15 protein-coding genes and 1 pseudogene are annotated in these 18,990 nt (G+C 74.0%); 12 read left to right on the top strand and 4 right to left on the bottom strand.

Translation table 11 applies throughout. The annotated features are described in order from the left end of the window. Positions 1–689 precede the first annotated feature (689 nt). Positions 690–1,439, bottom strand: a complete 750-nt coding sequence (locus ACIQVT_RS29725) for an SLATT domain-containing protein (RefSeq protein WP_403760788.1) — start codon at positions 1,437–1,439, stop codon at positions 690–692. Positions 1,440–1,704: 265 nt separating this feature from the next. Here ACIQVT_RS29725 and ACIQVT_RS29720 point away from each other — a divergent pair, with 265 nt between their 5' ends. The 7 genes from ACIQVT_RS29720 to ACIQVT_RS29690 all read left to right on the top strand — a co-directional run bounded on the left by ACIQVT_RS29720 (position 1,705) and on the right by ACIQVT_RS29690 (position 8,151). Beyond that, positions 1,705–2,046, top strand: a complete 342-nt coding sequence (locus ACIQVT_RS29720) for a YbaB/EbfC family nucleoid-associated protein (RefSeq protein ID WP_403761055.1) — start codon at positions 1,705–1,707, stop codon at positions 2,044–2,046. Positions 2,047–2,119: 73 nt separating this feature from the next. Next, positions 2,120–2,719: a recombination mediator RecR gene (gene recR, locus ACIQVT_RS29715; RefSeq protein WP_403760785.1), complete on the top strand. Its 600-nt coding sequence runs from the start codon at positions 2,120–2,122 to the stop codon at positions 2,717–2,719. Continuing rightward, positions 2,712–3,374 carry a DUF5063 domain-containing protein gene (locus tag ACIQVT_RS29710; protein WP_403760782.1) on the top strand — a complete coding sequence of 221 codons (663 nt, stop codon included), beginning with the start codon at positions 2,712–2,714 and terminating at the stop codon, positions 3,372–3,374. Before recR ends, ACIQVT_RS29710 begins: the two co-directional genes overlap by 8 nt. Positions 3,375–3,539: 165 nt before the next feature. After that, entirely contained in the window at positions 3,540–4,811 is a 1,272-nt protein-coding gene (locus tag ACIQVT_RS29705) for an aspartate kinase (RefSeq protein WP_121787698.1), read from the top strand. Further along, positions 4,811–5,878: an aspartate-semialdehyde dehydrogenase gene (locus ACIQVT_RS29700; RefSeq protein WP_403760778.1), complete on the top strand. Its 1,068-nt coding sequence runs from the start codon at positions 4,811–4,813 to the stop codon at positions 5,876–5,878. The genes ACIQVT_RS29705 and ACIQVT_RS29700 overlap by 1 nt, the downstream gene beginning before the upstream one ends. A gap of 324 nt (positions 5,879–6,202) precedes the next feature. Then, entirely contained in the window at positions 6,203–6,886 is a 684-nt protein-coding gene (locus ACIQVT_RS29695; protein WP_403760775.1) for a SigE family RNA polymerase sigma factor, read from the top strand. Positions 6,887–7,029: 143 nt separating this feature from the next. Continuing rightward, positions 7,030–8,151: a hypothetical protein gene (locus ACIQVT_RS29690; RefSeq protein WP_403760773.1), complete on the top strand. Its 1,122-nt coding sequence runs from the start codon at positions 7,030–7,032 to the stop codon at positions 8,149–8,151. A 49-nt stretch (positions 8,152–8,200) separates the two neighbouring features. On the opposite strand, the gene ACIQVT_RS29685 is transcribed toward ACIQVT_RS29690, so the two are convergent. Further along, on the bottom strand, positions 8,201–8,989 hold the full coding sequence (locus ACIQVT_RS29685) for an SURF1 family protein (protein WP_403760769.1): 789 nt from the start codon (positions 8,987–8,989) through the stop codon (positions 8,201–8,203). Between the two features lie 179 nt (positions 8,990–9,168). On the opposite strand from ACIQVT_RS29685, the gene ACIQVT_RS29680 reads away from it, so the two are divergent. Continuing rightward, complete coding sequence (locus ACIQVT_RS29680) at positions 9,169–10,941, top strand: prolyl oligopeptidase family serine peptidase (RefSeq protein ID WP_403761052.1); 1,773 nt, start codon at positions 9,169–9,171, stop codon at positions 10,939–10,941. Positions 10,942–10,962: 21 nt separating this feature from the next. Here the strand turns inward: ACIQVT_RS29680 and ACIQVT_RS29675 are convergent, their stop codons facing one another. Next, on the bottom strand, positions 10,963–12,825 hold the full coding sequence (locus ACIQVT_RS29675; protein ID WP_403761049.1) for an NAD-binding protein: 1,863 nt from the start codon (positions 12,823–12,825) through the stop codon (positions 10,963–10,965). Positions 12,826–12,982: 157 nt separating this feature from the next. Between ACIQVT_RS29675 and ACIQVT_RS29670 the strand changes: the two genes are divergently transcribed. Both ACIQVT_RS29670 and ACIQVT_RS29665 read left to right on the top strand, forming a co-directional pair. Then, complete coding sequence (locus ACIQVT_RS29670; RefSeq protein WP_403760766.1) at positions 12,983–14,002, top strand: permease; 1,020 nt, start codon at positions 12,983–12,985, stop codon at positions 14,000–14,002. Beyond that, positions 13,999–14,709 carry a TIGR03943 family putative permease subunit gene (locus ACIQVT_RS29665; RefSeq protein ID WP_403760763.1) on the top strand — a complete coding sequence of 237 codons (711 nt, stop codon included), beginning with the start codon at positions 13,999–14,001 and terminating at the stop codon, positions 14,707–14,709. Before ACIQVT_RS29670 ends, ACIQVT_RS29665 begins: the two co-directional genes overlap by 4 nt. A gap of 5 nt (positions 14,710–14,714) precedes the next feature. Here ACIQVT_RS29665 and ACIQVT_RS29660 read toward each other — a convergent pair whose 3' ends face one another. Next, entirely contained in the window at positions 14,715–16,781 is a 2,067-nt protein-coding gene (locus tag ACIQVT_RS29660) for an NAD(+) synthase (RefSeq protein ID WP_403760760.1), read from the bottom strand. Between the two features lie 348 nt (positions 16,782–17,129). Here ACIQVT_RS29660 and ACIQVT_RS29655 point away from each other — a divergent pair. Together ACIQVT_RS29655 and ACIQVT_RS29650 are read left to right on the top strand one after the other, a co-directional pair. Next, positions 17,130–17,708 (top strand): annotated as a pseudogene (locus tag ACIQVT_RS29655) (CatB-related O-acetyltransferase). Between the two features lie 57 nt (positions 17,709–17,765). Then, positions 17,766–18,962, top strand: a complete 1,197-nt coding sequence (locus ACIQVT_RS29650) for a macrolide family glycosyltransferase (protein ID WP_403760754.1) — start codon at positions 17,766–17,768, stop codon at positions 18,960–18,962. The last annotated feature ends 28 nt before the right edge of the window (positions 18,963–18,990 follow it).

The raw sequence follows: 18,990 nt of genomic DNA, 5'->3' as shown, positions 1-18,990 counted from the left end.
CCCGCTCCGTCGACCGGGGGTCCCCGGCTCGGCGCAGCACCCGGTCTCGGTCCGGGGGGACCGGTGGGTGACCGGGGGCGGCGCGGCCGGCGCGGCTCGGGCGGACCCGCCGCCTCCGGGCTGCCGCCAGTGGTGTCCGACCGCCTGGTCGCAGCGCGTCACGCCGACGACTCCTCCGAGGACGCCGTCCTGAACCACCCGCCCGTGCCGCTCGGCGTCTTCACCGCCTCCGTCGGCCGACATCCCCGGCCCGCCGCCGCGCCCGGTCTCGGGCCGGGTGGCCTCCGGCGGGGTGACCAGCGTGGCTCGGGCAGGCGCTGGCGGGTGGACCCACCGCCTCGGGGCTGCCGCCTGCGGTGCCCGGTGGCCGTGGTCGACCGGACGCCACGTCGAGGACACCGTCCTGGACCCATCTGCCCGGCCCCCGGCAGCTTCCCGCCCCCTCGACCGGGACACCCCGGCCCGCCGCCGCGCCCGGTCTCGGGCTGGGGGACCTGTGGATGACCGGGGGCGGTGCCGGCGCGGCTCGGGCGGACCCACCCAGTCGGGGCTGGAGCGCCACGCCGACGACTCGTCCGAGGACGCCGTCCTGGGCCACCCGTCCGTGCCGCTCGGCATCTTCACCGCCCCCGTCGGCCGGGGCCCCGGCCGACGGGGGCCCTCCTCTCGGGCGACCGGGGGCCGGGTGGTCAGCGTGGTTCGGGGGGGCGTTGTCGGGGCATGTTGGGTCGGCTGCCGTTCGCCGGTGGCAGCGGGAAGCGGCTGCCGGGGCCCCCGGTCTCCTGGCGTGGCACCGACGTCACCGCCGTCTGGATGCCCAGCGGTACCGAACCCGTGCGGAACGCGACCATCCAGTCGGTCGTCTCCGCGCGCATCAGCTCGGTGACGTCCTCCGAGAACCGCCGCAGCACCGACAGGCACCGCTCGGCCGCCTCGCTCGCCGTGCCCTCCGCCGGCCCCAGCACCTCCCGCACGCACTCCGACGCCCAGTCGAACCGGAGCGCCTGGAGCCGCCGCTGCACCGCCTGCGCGGTCGCCACGTCCCGCATCCAGCCGGAGGTGAGCCCGAAGAACCGGTCGACGCCGGTGCAGGAGGCCGCGAGCAGCAGGGACAGGCAGCCCCAGGGCGCGATACCGCCGGCCGCCCCGGTGAGGTCCAGCAGGGGCAGCGCCGCGCCCACCACGGCCCCGGCCGCCGTGCCCGCCCGCAGCACCCGCGCCCCGCGCCGTTTGCGCACCCGGTCCCGCAGGTACCACGCGGCCGTCTCCAGCGCCCGGTCCTCGACCCACCGGTACAGCTCGTCCAGCCGTTCGGCGGGTTCCGCCCAGTCGCCGAGCGGGAAGTCCCGCCCGGTCAGGTCGCCCGGCCGCAGCCCGGCCGCGCCCTCGCCCCGCCCGTCCTGAGGCGGACCCTCGGGCTGCATCTCCGGCTGACCCACCCGGCACTCCCTACTGATCACGACCGGTCACATCGCGTGACATGCCCTGCCGACGCGCGGCCACCTTCCTACCGCCCAACGGGTGGCGGGGAGGGAGCTTCCCCGGCTTTTCCGCCCGGAAGTGCGTCTTGATCAGGTATAGGACTCCCGTGGTTCTCACTCGAAAGAGTGGCGCGGCGATGGCCGCGTGGACCACGTAGGCTCAGTCAGGACGGAGAAGGAAGACGTCGTGAGGGACGTCGGAGAAGACGGCGAGGAGCTGATCGTGATCCCCGGTGGCCAGCCCAACATGCAGCAGTTGCTCCAGCAGGCCCAGAAGATGCAGCAGGACCTCCAGCAGGCGCAGGAGGAACTGGCGAACACGGAGGTCGACGGGCAGGCCGGTGGCGGTCTGGTGCGGGCCACGGTGACCGGTTCCGGGGAGCTGCGCGCGCTGCGGATCGACCCCGAGGCGGTGGACCCGGAGGACACCGAGACCCTCGCCGACCTGGTCGTGGCGGCCGTCCAGGCGGCCAACGAGAACGCGCAGGCGCTCCAGCAGCAGAAGCTCGGCCCGCTGGCGCAGGGGCTGGGCGGCGGCAGCGGCATCCCGGGCCTGCCGTTCTGACCCCGGCGCCTTCCGAGCGGAGGCGGGTGCCGACTACCGTACGTACCGAAAGGTCTCCAGGAAAGGCAGTCCGTTGTACGAAGGCGTGGTCCAGGACCTCATCGACGAGCTGGGGCGGCTGCCCGGCGTCGGTCCCAAGAGCGCGCAGCGGATCGCCTTCCACATCCTCCAGGCGGAGCCGGCCGACGTGAAGCGGCTCGCGCACGCCCTGCTGGAGGTGAAGGCGAAGGTCCGGTTCTGCGCGACGTGCGGCAACGTGGCGCAGGAGGAGCTGTGCAACATCTGCCGTGACGCGCGCCGCGACCGCTCCGTCATCTGCGTGGTGGAGGAGCCGAAGGACGTCGTCGCGATCGAGCGGACCCGCGAGTTCCGCGGCCGCTACCACGTGCTGGGCGGCGCGATCAGCCCGATCGAGGGAGTCGGACCCGACGACCTGCGTATCCGGGAACTTCTCGCGCGGTTGGCCGACGGGACGGTCACGGAACTGATCCTTGCCACGGATCCCAACCTGGAGGGCGAGGCCACGGCGACGTACCTCGCCCGCATGATCAAGCCCATGGGCCTGAAGGTCACCCGCCTGGCCAGCGGCCTCCCTGTGGGCGGCGACCTGGAATACGCGGACGAGGTGACCCTCGGCCGCGCCTTCGAGGGGAGACGACTCCTAGATGTCTGACGCCACACTGCACGCCTCGGCGCAGAACCCGGACGATTTCGTGGTCCAGATCGCGGACCAGGTCGAGAGCTTCCTGGTGGCCGTCACGGAGGTGGCCAAGGGGGACGAGCCCGGCTCGACGGTGCCCTTCCTCCTCCTGGAGGTCTCCCAGCTCCTGCTGGCCGGCGGCCGGCTCGGCGCGCACGAGGACATCGTCCCCGACGACCGCTACGAGCCCGACCCGGGCCCCGAACCGGACGTGGACACCATCCGCGAGAACTTCGCGCGTCTCCTGGACCCCGTCGACGTCTACTCCGAGGTCTTCGACCCGTACGAGCCCCGCAAGGCGCCGGTGCCCGGGCGGATCTCCGACGACCTCGCCGACATCATCACCGACCTGCGGCACGGGATGGTCCACTACCGTGCGGGCCGCACCACCGAGGCCCTGTGGTGGTGGCAGTTCTCCTACTTCTCCAACTGGGGGCCGATGGCCTCCGCGGTGCTGCGCGCCCTCCAGTCGGTCCTGATCCACGTCCGCCTGAACCAGCCGCTGGAGGAGCTGGACGGCCTCGACACCGACCAGGCGGGCCTCGGCGACGAGACGCTGGAGTTCGAGGCGGGCCGGGTGATGGCCCAGGAGATCGGTGACCCGCTGGGCATCCGGCCGGCGACCTGACCGGCCGGCGCGCGCTGTGAGCCCGGGCACGTTCCGCGTGCCGGGCGGCGCGCCGGGCAGGTGGCGGTAGCGGGCGTCCGGCGTCTCACCATGCGGGAGCGCGATGGTGGGATACGGACGCTCGGTAAACTGAGCCGACACAAACGAACCGAGCGAGGAGCGCACGTGGGCCTTGTCGTGCAGAAGTACGGAGGCTCCTCCGTAGCCGATGCCGAGGGCATCAAGCGCGTCGCCAAGCGGATCGTGGAAGCGAAGAAGAACGGCAACCAGGTTGTCGTCGTCGTTTCCGCGATGGGCGACACGACGGACGAGCTGATCGATCTCGCCGAGCAGGTGTCTCCGATGCCTGCCGGCCGGGAGTTCGACATGCTGCTGACCGCCGGAGAGCGGATCTCCATGGCCCTGCTGGCGATGGCGATCAAGAACCTCGGCCACGAGGCGCAGTCCTTCACCGGCAGCCAGGCGGGTGTCATCACCGACTCGGTCCACAACAAGGCCCGGATCATCGACGTCACCCCGGGCCGCATCCGCACCGCGCTGGACGAGGGCAACATCGCGATCGTCGCCGGTTTCCAGGGTGTGAGCCAGGACAAGAAGGACATCACCACGCTGGGCCGCGGCGGCTCCGACACGACGGCCGTGGCGCTCGCCGCCGCCCTCGACGCCGAGGTCTGCGAGATCTACACCGACGTCGACGGCGTGTTCACCGCCGACCCGCGCGTGGTGAAGAAGGCGAAGAAGATCGACTGGATCTCCTTCGAGGACATGCTGGAGCTGGCGGCCTCCGGCTCCAAGGTGCTCCTCCACCGCTGTGTGGAGTACGCCCGCCGCTACAACATCCCGATCCACGTCCGGTCCAGCTTCAGCGGGCTCCAGGGCACATGGGTCAGCAGTGAGCCGATTGGGGACAAGCAGGTGGAGCAGGCCATCATCTCCGGTGTCGCGCACGACACCTCCGAGGCCAAGATCACGGTCGTCGGTGTGCCGGACAAGCCGGGCGAGGCCGCCGCCATCTTCCGGACCATCGCCGACGCCGCCATCAACCTCGACATGGTCGTGCAGAACGTGTCCGCCGCCTCCACGGGCCTGACGGACATCTCCTTCACCCTGCCGAAGACCGAGGGCCGCAAGGCCATCGACGCGCTGGAGCGCAACCGGTCCGGCATCGGCTTCGACTCGCTGCGCTACGACGACCAGATCGGCAAGATCTCCCTGGTCGGCGCCGGCATGAAGACCAACCCGGGCGTCACCGCCTCCTTCTTCGAGGCGCTGAGCAACGCCGGCGTGAACATCGAGCTGATCTCGACCTCCGAGATCCGCATCTCGGTCGTCACCCGCGCCGACGACGTGGCGGAGGCCGTCCGCGCCGTGCACACCGCCTTCGGGCTCGACTCCGACACCGACGAGGCCGTCGTCTACGGAGGCACCGGCCGCTGATGGCGCCGACCGGGAGGCCGACGCTCGCGGTCGTCGGGGCGACCGGGGCCGTCGGCACGGTCATGCTCCAGATCCTGTCCCAGCGGGCGGACGTCTGGGGCGAGATCCGGCTGATCGCCTCCCCGCGCTCGGCCGGCCGCAAGCTGTCCGTGCGCGGGGCGGAGACCGAGGTGGTGGCCCTGTCGGAGGAGGCCTTCGACGGGGTCGGCATCGCCCTGTTCGACGTCCCCGACGAGGTCGCCGCCGTGTGGGCGCCGGTCGCCGCCGCGCGCGGCGCGGTCGTCGTCGACAACTCCGGGGCGTTCCGGATGGACCCGCACGTGCCCCTGGCCGTCCCCGAGGTCAACCCGCACACCGTGCGCTCCCGCCCGCGCGGGATCGTCGCCAACCCCGGCTGCACGACCCTGACGATGATCGTCGCCCTGGGCGCTCTGCACGCCGAGTTCGGGCTGCGGGAACTGGTCGTCTCGTCGTACCAGGCGGTGAGCGGGGCCGGCCGGGCCGGGGTGGAGACGCTGCGCTCCCAGCTGTCCCTGGTGGCCGGCACCGAACTGGGCACCAAACCCGGGGACGTACGGCGGGCCGTCGGGGACGGCACCGGGCCGTTCCCGGAGCCGGTCGCGCTCAACGTCGTCCCGTGGGCCGGGGCGTTGCGGGAGGACGGCTGGTCGTCGGAGGAGATGGCGGTCCGCGACGAGACCCGCAAGATCCTCGGACTGCCGCGGCTGCCGGTCGCCGTGACCTGTGTGCGGGTGCCGGTGGTCACCACCCACTCGCTGACCGTCCACGCCCGCTTCCAGCGCGAGGTGGGGGTCGACGGTGCCCGCGAGATCCTCGCCACCGCGCCCGGCGTCGTGCTCTGCGACGACCCGGAGGCCGGCGAGTTCCCCACCCCCGCCGACGTGGTGGGCACGGACCCGACCTGGGTCGGCCGGGTGCGCCGGGCCCTGGACGACCCGGCCGCCCTCGAACTCTTCGTGTGCGGCGACAACCTGCGCAAGGGCGCCGCGCTGAACGCCGTGCAGATCGCGGAGGTGATCGCGGCCGAGCCGGCGGGCCGCGGTTAGCCCCTGCGTAGGATCTGTGTGCGAAGTGTGGCCCGGTGCGTGATCGCGACCACTTGAACCGGTCTCCCCTCGCGACGGAGGATGTGCCTCCCCGCTCCCCGCAACCGTACGGAGGGCGGGGAGCGTCTTTGCGGTCACCCTTGCGGGACCTGGGGGCGTGATGATCCTGGCGTGGGGACGCCGTGATCGGGGCGTGGGGACGCCCGTTCAAATGGGACATGAGGGAAGAGCGGGACGCATGACGGCACTTGAGGCACCGTCGGTTGTCGCACATGTGACGCCCGGCACGTACAACCCCCGAGGGGGGCTACGTGTCCAACTGGCGTGGCAGAGGTACTCGAACTCAGTGTGGCCCGCACCGGCACGGCCCTGCGGCCGCCCCGTGCGGCGCTCAGGCCCCGCACGCCCGGCGGCATGCCGGTGATCGCGCCCATGCCCGCAGCGCGGCCGGCCCACATACCCAGTCAGCGTGACGGCACCGAGGAGGCCGGGTCCGCCCAGGCTTCCGTGACCGCCGGCACGACCGTCGACCACCTCACCGAGACCTACCGGGCGCACTACCGCTCCCTGCTCGGCCTCGCCGCCCTCCTCCTCGACGACACCGCCTCCTGCGAGGACGTCGTCCAGGAGGCCTTCATCCGCGTCCACTCGGCCCGCAAGCGCGTCCGCGACCCCGAGAAGACCCTCGCCTACCTGCGCCAGACGGTCGTCAACCTCTCCCGCTCCACGCTGCGCCGGCGCATCCTCGGCCTGAAGCTCCTCGCCAAGCCGATGCCCGACATGGCCAGCGCGGAGGAGGGCGCCTACGACCAGCTGGAACGCCGCGACCTCATCAAGGCGATGAAGGGCCTCCAGCGCCGCCAGCGCGAGGTGCTCGTGCTGCGCTACTTCGCGGACATGACCGAGGCCCAGGTCGCCGAGACCCTCGGCATATCGCTGGGCTCCGTCAAGGCGTACGGCTCGCGGGGCATCGCCGCGCTGCGGGTGGTCATGGAGGCATCGGCATGAACGACCGCGCCGAAGGGGGCGAACCGCATGACGGTCACTCCCACGAACGTCACTCCCACGAACGTCACGAGCCCTACGCCTGGCACGAGCCGACGCAACGGTACGGGCAAGAGCACACGCCATCGCACGCTGGGAAAGCAACTGTGAACCACGGCCCCGACGACAAGGGCCCCGAGGGGTCCGGCCCCCGTCCCGACGACTCCGGCAGCACCGGCGACGGGCCCGAGGCACTCGACGGACCGGACCCGCTCGGCTCCGACGAGCTGGCCCTGCGCCGGCTGCTGCACTCGGCGGTCGACGGCATCGAACCGAGCACCGGCACCCTGGACCACCTGCGCCGGGCCGTGCCCGCGCGGCGCGCCCGCAAGCGGCAGGCCCTGGTGGGCGCGGCCGCGGCGGCCCTGTTCATCGGCACCGCCGTCCCGGCCCTCGTCCACGTCTCCTACGCCGGCGGCTCCGACCCCAACACCGCCATGGCCGGCCAGTCCTCCCAGGCCCAGAGCGGCACGAGCCACGGCAAGGACAAGGGCGACGACAAGAGCGGCCCGAAGGACACCGGCGCCGCGACGGCCAAGCCGGACAAGACCCCCGGCAAGCACGGGGAGAAGGACAAGGGCGGCCACACCGGCGGCGGTTCCACCGGCGGCGTCAACCCGCCGGCCACCGCCGCACCGGGCGTCACGCCGTGCACGGCGGCCCAGCTGGGCTCCGCCACCGGCACCGCCGACGCGCCGGACACCACGGGCGTCGTCTACGGCGTCTTCCGCGTCGTCAACGTCTCCGGCACCGCCTGCACCCTCGGCGGACCGGGCACCGTCACGCCCACCGCGCTGGGCGCCGCCGACCCGGCCAAGATCGTCTCCGCCCGACACGTGGCCGGGGACGCGGCGGCGGCGCTGCCCGACCCGTCCCAGGAGGTCTCCGGGCTGATCCTCCAGCCCGGCGCGGCCTACCAGGAGAAGTTCGCCTTCGTGCCCTCGGAGACCTGTCCCACCACCGGCGACGGCAGCACCGGCGGCACCGAGACGGGCGAGCCCACACCGGACCCGACGCCGACCCAGGGCGGCACGGACGCCGCCGGCGGCACGACCGACCCCGGCGCCTCGGTGGGTACGACGCCGCAGCTCGTCACCGAGGACGGCACGGCGGACGGCAGCATCCTGCTGACCCACACGGCGGCCCCGGGTTCCCCGACGGCCACGGCGACGGTGTCCGGGGCGTGCGCCGGGACGGTCTACTACACCGGGGTACTGGCCGGGACGTGACGCGGGGCCGGCGGCCGGGCCGGCGGCCCGTCTCCGGGCCGGTGGCCGGTCAGCCGCCGGACACGGGCGCCGGGTGGTCCGCGGTCAGCAGGCCCAGATCGGCGTCCCGCTGGGCCTCCACCTCGCGCCGCAGCAACCGGAACCACATGAACACCACGAACCCCGCGAAGACGAACCACTCGCCGGTGTAGCCGAGGTTCTGGAACGCCTTCAGGTCCAGTCCCGAGCCGGCCGGCGCGGTCGCGGGCACCGCCTTCATCCCCGCGTCGGCGTGGTCCAGCGTGACCCAGGCGTCGTACAGCCGGTACGGCACCAGGTTGACCAGGGCCGCCGAGCTGATGACCCCGGTCTGGCCCGCGGGGAGGCCGCCCTGCGCGCCGACCCCGTCGCTGCCGGGCGTCTCGGACGCCTCCAGGGCCCCGGTGACGGTGACCTCGCCCCGGGGCGGCGCGGGCGCCTTCGCGGGGTCCGCCGTACCGGGCAGCCACCCCCGGACCACGGGCAGCGCCCTGCCGGAGCCGGTCCGCAGCAGGGTGAGGACGTAGAAACCGCGCCGGCCGTCCAGCTCCCGGGCCGGCACCAGCAGCTGCTTGCCGTACCGCCCGCTCGCGGTGACCCGGCGTCCGGCGGTGGCCTGGTCGACGGGGAGCATCGCGGCCAGCGGACGAGCGGCCTCGTCCCGGGCGGACGCGACCCGCTCGGTCACCGCCCGGTGGTCCTGCACCCGGTCCTCGAACCGGCTCAACTGCCAGGACCCCATGAAGACGCAGAAGGGGATGGCGAGCAGCACGAAGACGTTGATGCCCCACCAGCGGGGAGTCAGCAGAAACCGGTACACGCCCTCCACGGTACGGCGCCCGCCCCGGCTCCTCGGCCGCGGGGCGCCCCTGCCCCGCGGCCGCGTCCGGGAAGTTGTCCACAGGCTGGGGGCACCCGGCACCGGAAACCGCCGCGGCCAGGCAGTATGGGCGCATGACTGGGGCGATGAGTGAGAGCAGGACGCCGGGCACACCGGACATGCCGGACTGGGAGAAGCGGTTCCGGGCACCGCGCGTGTCGCTGCCCGACTGGGCCGAGGACGCGCCGGACCGCTCCCTGTTCGTGTCGAACGCGACGGGGACGTACGAGCTGTACGCGTGGGACCGCGCGACGGGCGGCCAGCGGCAGGCGACGGACCGGCCGAACGGCACCACGGACGGCGTCCTGTCCCCGGACGGCGCGTGGATCTGGTGGTTCGACGACAAGGACGGCGACGAGTTCGGGATCTGGCGCCGCCAGCCCTTCGCGGGCGGCCCGGACGAGCCCGCCGTCCCCGGCCTCGCCCCGTCCTACCCGGCCGGCCTGGCCCTGTCCCGGAACGGCCGCACGGCGGTCGTCGGCCGCTCCACGGACGAGGACGGCACCACGATCCACCTGGCCCGCGAGGGCGGGGACCCGGTGGAGATCTACCGGCACCGCGAGTCGGCGGGGGTCGGCGACATCTCCCACGACGGCACCCTGATCGCCGTCGAGCACACCGAGCACGGCGACGCCATGCACGCCGCGCTGCGCGTCCTGCGGCCGGACGGCACGCCCGTCGCCGAGCTGGACGACACCAGGGGCGGCACCGAGGAGCTGGGCCTGGAGGTGCTGGGCTTCGCCCCGGTCGACGGCGACACCCGGCTGCTCGTCGGGCACCAGCGCCGGGGCCGCTGGGAGCCGCTGGTCTGGGACGTGGCGACGGGCGAGGAGACCGACCTGGCGCTGGACCTGCCCGGCGACGTCAGCGCCGAGTGGTACCCGGACGGTTCGGCGCTGCTCGTCGCGCACGGCTTCGAGGCCCGCAGCGAGCTGTTCCGCTACGACCTGGCGTCCCGCGCGCTGACCCGCATCCCCACCCCGCCCGGCACGGTCTCCGGTGCGACGGCCCGCCCCGACGGCAGCGTGGAGTACCTGTGGTCCTCGGCCGCCCGGCCGCCGGTGGTGCGCTCCACGGCCGGCGGGGTCGTGCTGGACCCGCCGGGCATGGCCTGCCCGCCGTCGGTGGCCGTGGAGGACGCCTGGGTGGAGGGCCCGGGCGGCCGCATCCACGCCCTGATCCAGAAGCCGGCCGGCGCGACCGGCCCCCTGCCCACCGTCTTCGACCTGCACGGCGGTCCCACCTGGCACGACAGCGACTCCTTCGCCGCGGGCCCGGCGGCCTGGGTCGACCACGGCTACGCGGTCGTCCGCGTCAACTACCGCGGCTCCACCGGCTACGGCCGCGCCTGGACCGACGCCCTCAAGCACCGGGTCGGCCTGATCGAGCTGGAGGACGTGGCCGCGGTGCGCGAGTGGGCGGTCTCCTCGGGTCTCGCCGACCCCGCCCGCCTCGTCCTCACCGGCGCCTCCTGGGGCGGCTACCTCACCCTGCTCGGCCTCGGCACCCAGCCCGAGACGTGGGCGGTGGGCATCGCGGTGGTGCCGGTCGCGGACTACGTCACCGCGTACCACGACGAGATGGAAGCCCTGAAGGCCATGGACCGCACCCTGCTGGGCGGCACCCCGGAGGAGGTCCCGGACCGCTTCGAGGCGTCGTCCCCGCTGACCTACGTCGACCAGGTCAAGGCCCCGGTCCACATCTCGGCGGGCGTCAACGACCCCCGCTGCCCGATCCGCCAGATCGACAACTACGTCGAACGGCTGGAGGCCCGCGGCGCGGCCCACGAGGTGTACCGGTACGACGCGGGGCACGGCTCCCTGGTGGTCGAGGAGCGGATCAAGCAGGTGCGGCTGGAGCTGGAGTTCGCGCGGCGCCACCTGGCGCCGTGACGCGCCGGCCGGTCCGGGGGCTCACCGCAGTTCGGCGAGCCCCCGGCGGGTGGCGGCGACCACCACCCGGTCGCCCTTCTCCAGCACGTGCCCGGCCGGCGTGCCGGACCGGCCCAGCAGCGCCAGCACCCGCCAGGACCCGGCCCGGAACGCCTCCCGCACGGATCGCCCCTCCAGCTGCGGGTGCCCGTCCACGTCGACCGCGGCGAACAGCAGCACCCGGCGCTCCACGGCGACGGCCCCGAGCACCTGCCGGCCGATCATCGCGCCGGCGAACGCGGGGGCGGCCAGGTGGGTCACGCTGCGGCTCCGGGTGAGCGCCTGCGGGTGCGCGGCCCGCAGGGTGCGGTAGACGGCGGTGGCGAAGTCGTCGTCGTACAGCCTGAGGACGACCCGCAGATCGGGCCGTACGGTCCGCGCGTACAGCACCGCCTCCAGGTTGGTGGTGTCGGCGCTGGTCACCGCGAGCAGCGTCCGCGCCCGATGGATCTTGGCGGCCTCCAGGACGCCTTCCTGGGTGACGTCACCGAGCACCACCGGCACCCGCAGCCGGCGCGCGGTGGCCAGCCCCCGTGCCTCCGGGTCGGCCTCGACGCACACCACGGGGACGTCGAGTTCCCGCAGCCGGGTCAGCACCCGGGTGCCGATCTTGCCGAGTCCGAGCAGGACCACGTGCCCGGTGAGGCCGCGGGGCGGCTTGCGCAGGGCGGAGGCGGTGCGGAAGGTGCCGAACGCCTCCAGCGCGGTGGCCAGCAGCACCGGCAGGAGCAGCAGCCCCACGAACGCGGAGAGGAGCTGGAGCAGTTGCCGGCCCAGGGACGCGCGCAGGGCCGGCTCGTCGATGGCGAGGAGGTCCAGCAGGGTGACGTAGAAGGCCCGCAGCGGATGGATGCCGGTCACCAGCCACAGGGCGACGGCGAGCGCGACGACACACCCCACCAGGCCGGCCACGGACCAGCGCAGCCGACGGGAGAAGAGCGAGGCCAGCGGCGGTACGCCGGTCACGCCGCGGGCGGGCGCCGCGGGTTCCGTGCCGCCCGTGGCCAAGACCTGCTCCAGCACCACCGCCTGCCGGCCGGCGGCCTGCCGCACCTCCTCGTCACCGGGCAGCAGCCGGGGCTGCTGCTCCCCGCCGCCGTCCGGTCCGCCGCCGTCCGCTCCGTCGGCGCCGGCCCGGTCGCCGCCGGACAGCAGGGCCAAGGTGCACAGCCCGGAGTCGGCGTCGGGTCCGTCCGCGGACAGGGGGCGTTCCACCGCCCGCAGCAGCAGCCCCTCGGCCTGGACGACCTTGCTGGTGCCGGCGACGGCGGTGGCGGCCAGCACGGGCGCGGCGGTGTCCGCGTCGGACAGCACGGTCGTGGAGGCCTCCGGGCCGTCCCCGCCCGTCCCGCCGTCCGCGTCGGCCCCGGCGGCCAGCGCGGCGGCCTGGTCGAGGAGTTCGCCGACGTGCTGGCCCAGCCGCCGGTTGTAGAGCCGCAGGACGAGCCGCAGCCGGGGGTTGAGCCGGCGGGCGGTCAGCGCGGCACGGATGTTGGTCTCGTCGTCGTCGTACACGAGGGCCAGGGCGGTGGCGCGGGCCACCCCGGCCTCCGCGAGCACCGCCTCCGTCAGCTCGAAGGCCTCCAGCACGCCCTCGCCGTCCGGGCGGTGCCCGGCGGCCGGGCCGGCGGGCTGCCCCGCCGCGCCGGTCCGGCCCACGGAGCCGACCGCGGCACTGACCACGCGGTCGAACAGGGCCGCCGAGGCCGCCCGGGCCCGTCCGACCACGGGGGGCCGGACGGTGCGCTCGTTCGGCGGCACCACGAGGGTGACCCGCTCGCCGTGGACCCCGCGCAACTCGGCGGCCAGCCGGTGCGCGAGCCCGTCGTCACCGCACACCACCATGTGTGCCGCCGGGCCACCCGGCCCCCCTTGGTACGGAACGCTCGTCACGAGGGGAAAGAGTGCCCCAAGGAGTCGAGTGGTTCCCGCAATGCCCTGAACACCCGTGCGGCGATCCGCGTAACCAGGGGAGGCACAGCAGCAGCCGGAGGGAACACCAGTGGCCATCACCGAGGACGCCCCGCCCGGCGCGGACACCGACCCCCGCGGTGAGCCGCCGGAGGGCGAGGGCCGGCGGCTCAGTTCGCCGCTGCTGCTGACGCTGCTCCTGCTCGGGGCCGTCCTCGCGCAGTCCCCGCTCCGCGGCCTGCTCGGCACGCCGCTGATGCAGACCTGGACGACGGTGTTCGTGGCCGTGACCGTCCAGGCGCTGCCGTTCCTGGTCCTCGGCGTGCTGCTGTCGGCGGCGATCGCGGTGTTCGTCCCGGCGTCCTTCTTCGCGCGCGCCCTGCCCCGCCGCCCCGCCCTGGCGGTCCCCGTGGCGGGCCTGGCGGGCGCGGTGCTGCCGGGCTGCGAGTGCGCGTCGGTGCCGGTGGCGGGCGCCCTGGTCCGCCGGGGTGTCACCCCCGCCGCCGCGCTCGCCTTCCTGCTGTCCGCGCCCGCGATCAACCCGGTCGTGCTGACCGCCACCGCCATCGCCTTTCCCGGGCACCCGGAGATGGTCCTGGCCCGGTTCGCGGCCAGTCTCCTGGTGGCCTGCGCGATGGGCTGGCTCTGGCAGCGGCTCGGCCGCACGGACTGGCTGCGCCCGCCGGCCCACGGCGCGCACGGGGGCGCCACCCGGGGGGAGGCGTTCTGGGGCGCGGTCCGCCACGACGTCATGCACGCCGGCGGTTTCCTGGTCATCGGCGCGACGGCCGCGGCCACGCTGAAGTCGGCGGTGCCGGCGACCTGGCTGCGCGAGGCCGCCGGCGACCCGTCGGTCTCGGTGCTCGCCCTGGCGGTCCTGGCCGTCCTGCTGTCCATCTGCTCGGAGGCGGACGCGTTCGTCGCGGCGTCCCTCACCCAGTTCTCCCCGACGGCCAAGCTGGTGTTCCTGGTGGTGGGCCCGATGATCGACCTGAAACTGTTCGCGATGCAGGCCGGCACCTTCGGCCGCGCGTTCGCCCTGCGCTTCGCCCCCGCCACCTTCGCGCTGGCCGTCACCGGCGCCGTGCTGACCGGGGCGGTGCTGCTGTGAACCGCCAGGCGCAGGCGGCCGTCCTGTTCCTGCTCGGCGGGGCCCTGCTGCACGCGGGCACCACCGACCTGTACCTGCGCTACGTCAAGGCGGGCCTGCGCCCGCTGGTGCTGGCCGCGGGCGCGGTGCTGATCGCGGCGGCCCTGGCCACGGCCTGGTACGAGCTTCGCCGCCACCGGCGCGCCCGGACCGGCGAGCACCCCGAACCGCGCGTCGCGTGGCTGCTCCTGCTCCCGCTCCTCGCGCTGATCCTCATCGCCCCGCCGGCCCTCGGCTCCTACAGCGCCCTGCGCTCGGGCACGGCGCTCCAGAAGCCGTACGCCTACGGCCCGCTGCCCGCCGGGAACCCGGTGCCGCTGTCCGTGGTGGACTACGCCTCCCGCGCGGCCTACGGCCACGGCCGCTCGCTGCACGGCCGCGCGGTACGCGTCACCGGCTTCCTCGCGCTGGACGGCAAGGGCCGGCCCTACCTGGTGCGCATGGCACTCAACTGCTGCGCCGCGGACGCCCAGCCGGTGAAGATCGCCCTCACCGGCGCGCTGCCGCCGGTGCTGCGGCCGGACGCCTGGCTGGAGGTGACGGGCACGTACGCCCCCCGTCTGGCCCGCGACCCCGTCAACGCCGGCCCGGTCCCGTACCTGCGCGTCACCGCGGCACGGCCGGTCCCGGCACCGCGCGACCCCTACGACGAGACCTGGAACACCTGACGGCCCTACCGGCCGGCGCCCGCGTCGTCGAAGTCGAAGCGGTCCAGGTCCCGCAGCCACGCCTCGGCGTTGCCGTCGGACGGGGCCCGCCAGTCGCCGCGCGGGGAGAGCGAGCCACCCGCCGAGACCTTCGGCCCGTTCGGCATGGCCGAGCGCTTGAACTGCGAGAACGCGAAGAAGCGGCGGCAGAACACCTCCAGCCAGCGCCGGATCTCCGCCAGGTCGTAGGCGACCCGCTTGGCCTCGGGGAAACCGGGCGGCCACGCGCCGGACTCCGCGTCGTGCCAGGCGTGCCAGGCCAGGAAGGCGATCTTGGACGGGCGCAGGCCGTAGCGCAGCACCTGGAACAGGGTGAAGTCGTGCAGCGCGTACGGCCCGATCCGGGACTCGGTCGACTGCATCTCCTCGCCCGGCACCAGCTCCGGGCTGATCTCCGTGTCCAGGATCGCGGCCAGCACCGCGCCGGTCTCCTCGTCGAACTGGCCGCTGCCGATCACCCAGCGGATCAGGTGCTGGATGAAGGTCTTCGGCACGCCGGAGTTGACGTTGTAGTGGCTCATCTGGTCGCCGACGCCGTACGTGGACCAGCCGAGCGCCAGCTCGGAGAGGTCCCCGGTGCCCAGCACGATGCCGCCGCGCTGGTTGGCCAGCCGGAACAGGTAGTCCGTGCGCAATCCGGCCTGGACGTTCTCGAAGGTGACGTCGTACTGCGGCTCACCGGAGGCGAAGGGGTGGCCGATCTCCTGGAGCATCAGCCGCGCGGTCGGCGTGATGTCCAGCTCGGCCGCGGTGACGCCGAGCGCCCGCATCAGCGTGTGGGCGTTGTCCTTGGTGTGGTCGCTGGTGGCGAAGCCGGGCAGGGTGAACGCGAGGATGTCGCTGCGCGGCCGGCCGGCGCGGTCCATGGCCCGGGCGGCCACGATCAGCGCGTGCGTGGAGTCCAGGCCGCCCGACACCCCGATGACGACCTTGGGCCCGCCGATCGCGGCGAGCCGCTGCTGGAGCCCGGCGACCTGGATGTTGTAGGCCTCGTAGCAGTCCAGGGCGAGCCGCTCGGGGTCGGCCGGCACGAACGGGAACCGCTCCACGCGCCGCTTCAGCCCGAGGTCGGTGACCGGCGGCTCCAGCCGGAACCCGACGGTGCGGAAGTCGCCGGTGCGCGCCCGGTGGGTCCGGCGGTTGTCGTCGAAGGTGCCCATCCGCTGCCGCTCCTGGCGCAGCAGGTCGAGGTCCACGTCGGCCACCGCGTAACCATCGTCGGCCGGGAACCGCTCGGTCTCGGCGAGCAGCACCCCGTTCTCGAAGATCATGGTCTGTCCGTCCCAGGACAGGTCGGTGGTGGACTCGCCCAGTCCGGCCGCGGCGTACACGTAGGCGGCGAGGCAGCGTGAGGACGCCGAGCGGCACAGCAGCTTGCGGTCCTCGGCCCGTCCGACGGTGATGGGGCTGCCGGACAGGTTGAGCAGCACGGTCGCGCCGGCGAGCGCGGCCTCGGCGCTCGGCGGCACCGGCACCCACATGTCCTCGCAGATCTCCGTGTGCACCACCAGCCCGGGCACGTCGTCGGCGGCGAACAGCAGGTCCACCCCGAACGGCACGGACACGCCCCCGACGCGGATCGTCCCGCCGCGCTCGTCGTGCCCGTCGGCGAGCTGCCGGCGCTCGTAGAACTCCCGGTAGGTCGGCGGGTAGGACTTCGGCACGACACCGAGAACTCGCCCGCGGTGCACCAGCACCGCGCAGTTGTAGATCCGGTTGCGGTGCCGCAGCGGGGCACCGACGACCAGCACCGGCAGCAGCTCGGCCGACCCGGCGACGACCTCGGCGAGCCCTTCCTCGACCTGGTCCAGCAGCGCGTCCTGGAGGAGCAGGTCCTCGACCGAATAGCCGGTGAGGCCCAGCTCGGGGAAGACGGCGACGGCGACGCCCTCGTCCGCGCACCGGCGGGCCTGGCGCAGCACCGCCGCGGCGTTGGCCCGGGGGTCGGCGATGACGGTGTGGCCCGTGCACGCGGCGACCCGCGCGAAGCCGTGCTGATAGATCGACCAGAAGTTCAACGGGACATCCCTCATGACTGAACAGACCGCACCGACGAGACGCTGCTCCAACACCAAAAGCCTAGATCCCGGCCCACACCGCCCCCACTTCGGACCGTCCCCCGGGGTCTGCTGTCGCGTACACCGGAGATCTTGGGAATAACGGCGCGATCACCAACCTTCACCGAATTCTCACACCCGTTCGTTGATCGGTTACCTTGATCCCTCTTTCAACTACGAGGGGCCCGACCGCCGCCGAGTGGGGGACCGCCGCCGGGCCGAGGCCCGCCGCCACCGCCGCTCCTCCCCGCCGCACTAAGAACCATGGAGTTGCGCTGGCAGGCAGCGCTGCCCCGGACGCCGCCGTCACGAACCCGGTCGCCGATGACGGGCCGGCTCCCCGTCCTCGAGGTCGGTGACTTCTCCTACTACGACGACCCGGACGGCCCGACCGCGTTCGAGACGCACAACGTCCTCCACCACTACGGCCCCGAGCGGCTCGTCGCCGGTACTGCGCCCTGGCAACGGGCACCCGGTTCCTCATGAACGGCGCCAACCACCGCATGGACGGCCCGTCCGCCTTCCCGTTCCCCACCATGGGGGGCTCCTGGGCGGAGCACTTCGACCTGATCACCGACCTGCCCGGCCGGGGCGACACGGTCGTCGGCAACGACGTCTGGTTCGGCCACGGCGCCATGGTCATGCCCGGTGTACGCATCGGCCACGGCGCGATCGTCGCCGCGGGCGCCGTGGTCACCGGCGATGTCCCCGACTACGGAATCGTCGGCGGGCAACCCCGCCCGGCTCCTCCGCACCCGCTACGACGCCGCGGACGTCGCGCGGCTCCTCGCCGTGGCGTGATGGGACTGGCCCGTGCGGCACGTCACCGGACACGTGCGGACGATCACGTCGGGGACCGTCGCCGAGCCGGAGGAGGCCGCCGCGCAGCTCGACCGGCCCTGACACCGCGACCTCGCCGCACCCCCGCACCCGCCCCGCGCCAGGAACGAGTGACCGCCCATGCCCCGTCGCCGCGCCCACATCGCGATGATCGGCATCCCCATCGTCAGCCACGTCCTGCCCAGCCTCGGGCTCATCCGCGAACTGGTGGCCCGCGGGCACCGGGTCACCTACGCCAACGACCCGTCCGTGGCCGACCGGATCGCCGCCACCGGCGCGGAACCGGTGCCCTGCGCCTCCACGTTGCCCGTCGCGGACGACGACTGGCCCGCCGATCCCATCGTCGCGGCGAGCCTGTTCCTCGACGACGCCGTCCAGGCACTCCCACGACTGCGCGCCGCCTACGACGACGATCCGGCCGACCTCTACCTCTACGACATCGGTGCCCATGCCGCGCGCGCCCTCGCCGAAGCGCAGGGCCGTCCCCCCGTACAGCCGTCCCCGACGTTCGTCGGCTGGGACGGCTACCAGGAGGAGGTCGCGGAGCGGCTGTGGAAGCTGCCGGGCGCCGGGGCCTACCGGGACAGGTTCGCGCGGTGGCTCGCCGACTGCGGTGCGACCACCACCGACGTGGACACGTTCTGCGAGCCGCCCACCCGGACCCTCGCCCTGATCCCCCGAGCGATGCAGCCGCACGCCGACCGCGTCGACAACGGCACGGTGACCTTCGTCGGCCCCTGCTCCGACACCCCGGCGGACGCGGACGGCTGGACCCGCCCGGCGGCCGCGGACCGCGTGCTGCTGATCTCGCTCGGCTCCGCGTACACGCATCGGCCCGCGTTCTACCGCCGGTGCCTCGCCGCCTTCGGCGAGCTGCCCGGCTGGCACGTCGTGCTCCAGATCGGCAGGCACACCGACCCCAGGGAACTCGGCACCGTCCCGCCCGCTGTCGAAGTGCACCCCTGGGTCCCGCAGCGGGCGATCCTGAAACAGGCCGACGCCTTCGTCACCCACGTGGGCATGGGCGGTTGCGGCGAAGGGCTCCTCACCGGCGTCCCCATGATCGCCGTGCCGCGGGGGGCCGAGCGGTTCATGAACGCCGACCGGCTCGTGGAACTCGGCGTCGCCCGCCGTGTGGACACCGCCGACGCCACCGCCGAGACCCTCCGCGCGGCCCTGGACGACCTGCTCACGGATCCGGAACGCATCCGCCGCTCCCAGCGGCTGCGGACCGCCGCCCGGGCCGAGGGCGGCACCCCGCGCGCCGCCGACCTCGTCGAGACCGCACTGGCCGCCACCGGGGGTCCCGCGCGCTGAGCGGGTGCCGTCCTCCCACGGCGGCACC

The organism is Streptomyces sp. NPDC100445 (assembly GCF_044759735.1).
In the GTDB taxonomy this organism is placed as follows: domain Bacteria; phylum Actinomycetota; class Actinomycetes; order Streptomycetales; family Streptomycetaceae; genus Streptomyces.
Note: the sequence above shows the minus strand (reverse complement) of the source record. Positions and strands in the feature narration are given on the sequence as shown.

Excerpts from the sequence above, each read along its gene's own strand:
- ACIQVT_RS29700 (WP_403760778.1), top strand. The coding sequence starts at position 4,811 with ATGGCGCCGACCGGGAGGCCGACGCTCGCGGTCGTCGGGGCGACCGGG.
- ACIQVT_RS29650 (WP_403760754.1), top strand. The coding sequence starts at position 17,766 with ATGCCCCGTCGCCGCGCCCACATCGCGATGATCGGCATCCCCATCGTC.
- ACIQVT_RS29660 (WP_403760760.1), bottom strand. The coding sequence starts at position 16,781 with ATGAGGGATGTCCCGTTGAACTTCTGGTCGATCTATCAGCACGGCTTC.
- ACIQVT_RS29710 (WP_403760782.1), top strand. The coding sequence starts at position 2,712 with ATGTCTGACGCCACACTGCACGCCTCGGCGCAGAACCCGGACGATTTC.
- ACIQVT_RS29680 (WP_403761052.1), top strand. The coding sequence starts at position 9,169 with ATGCCGGACTGGGAGAAGCGGTTCCGGGCACCGCGCGTGTCGCTGCCC.
- ACIQVT_RS29675 (WP_403761049.1), bottom strand. The coding sequence starts at position 12,825 with ATGGTGGTGTGCGGTGACGACGGGCTCGCGCACCGGCTGGCCGCCGAG.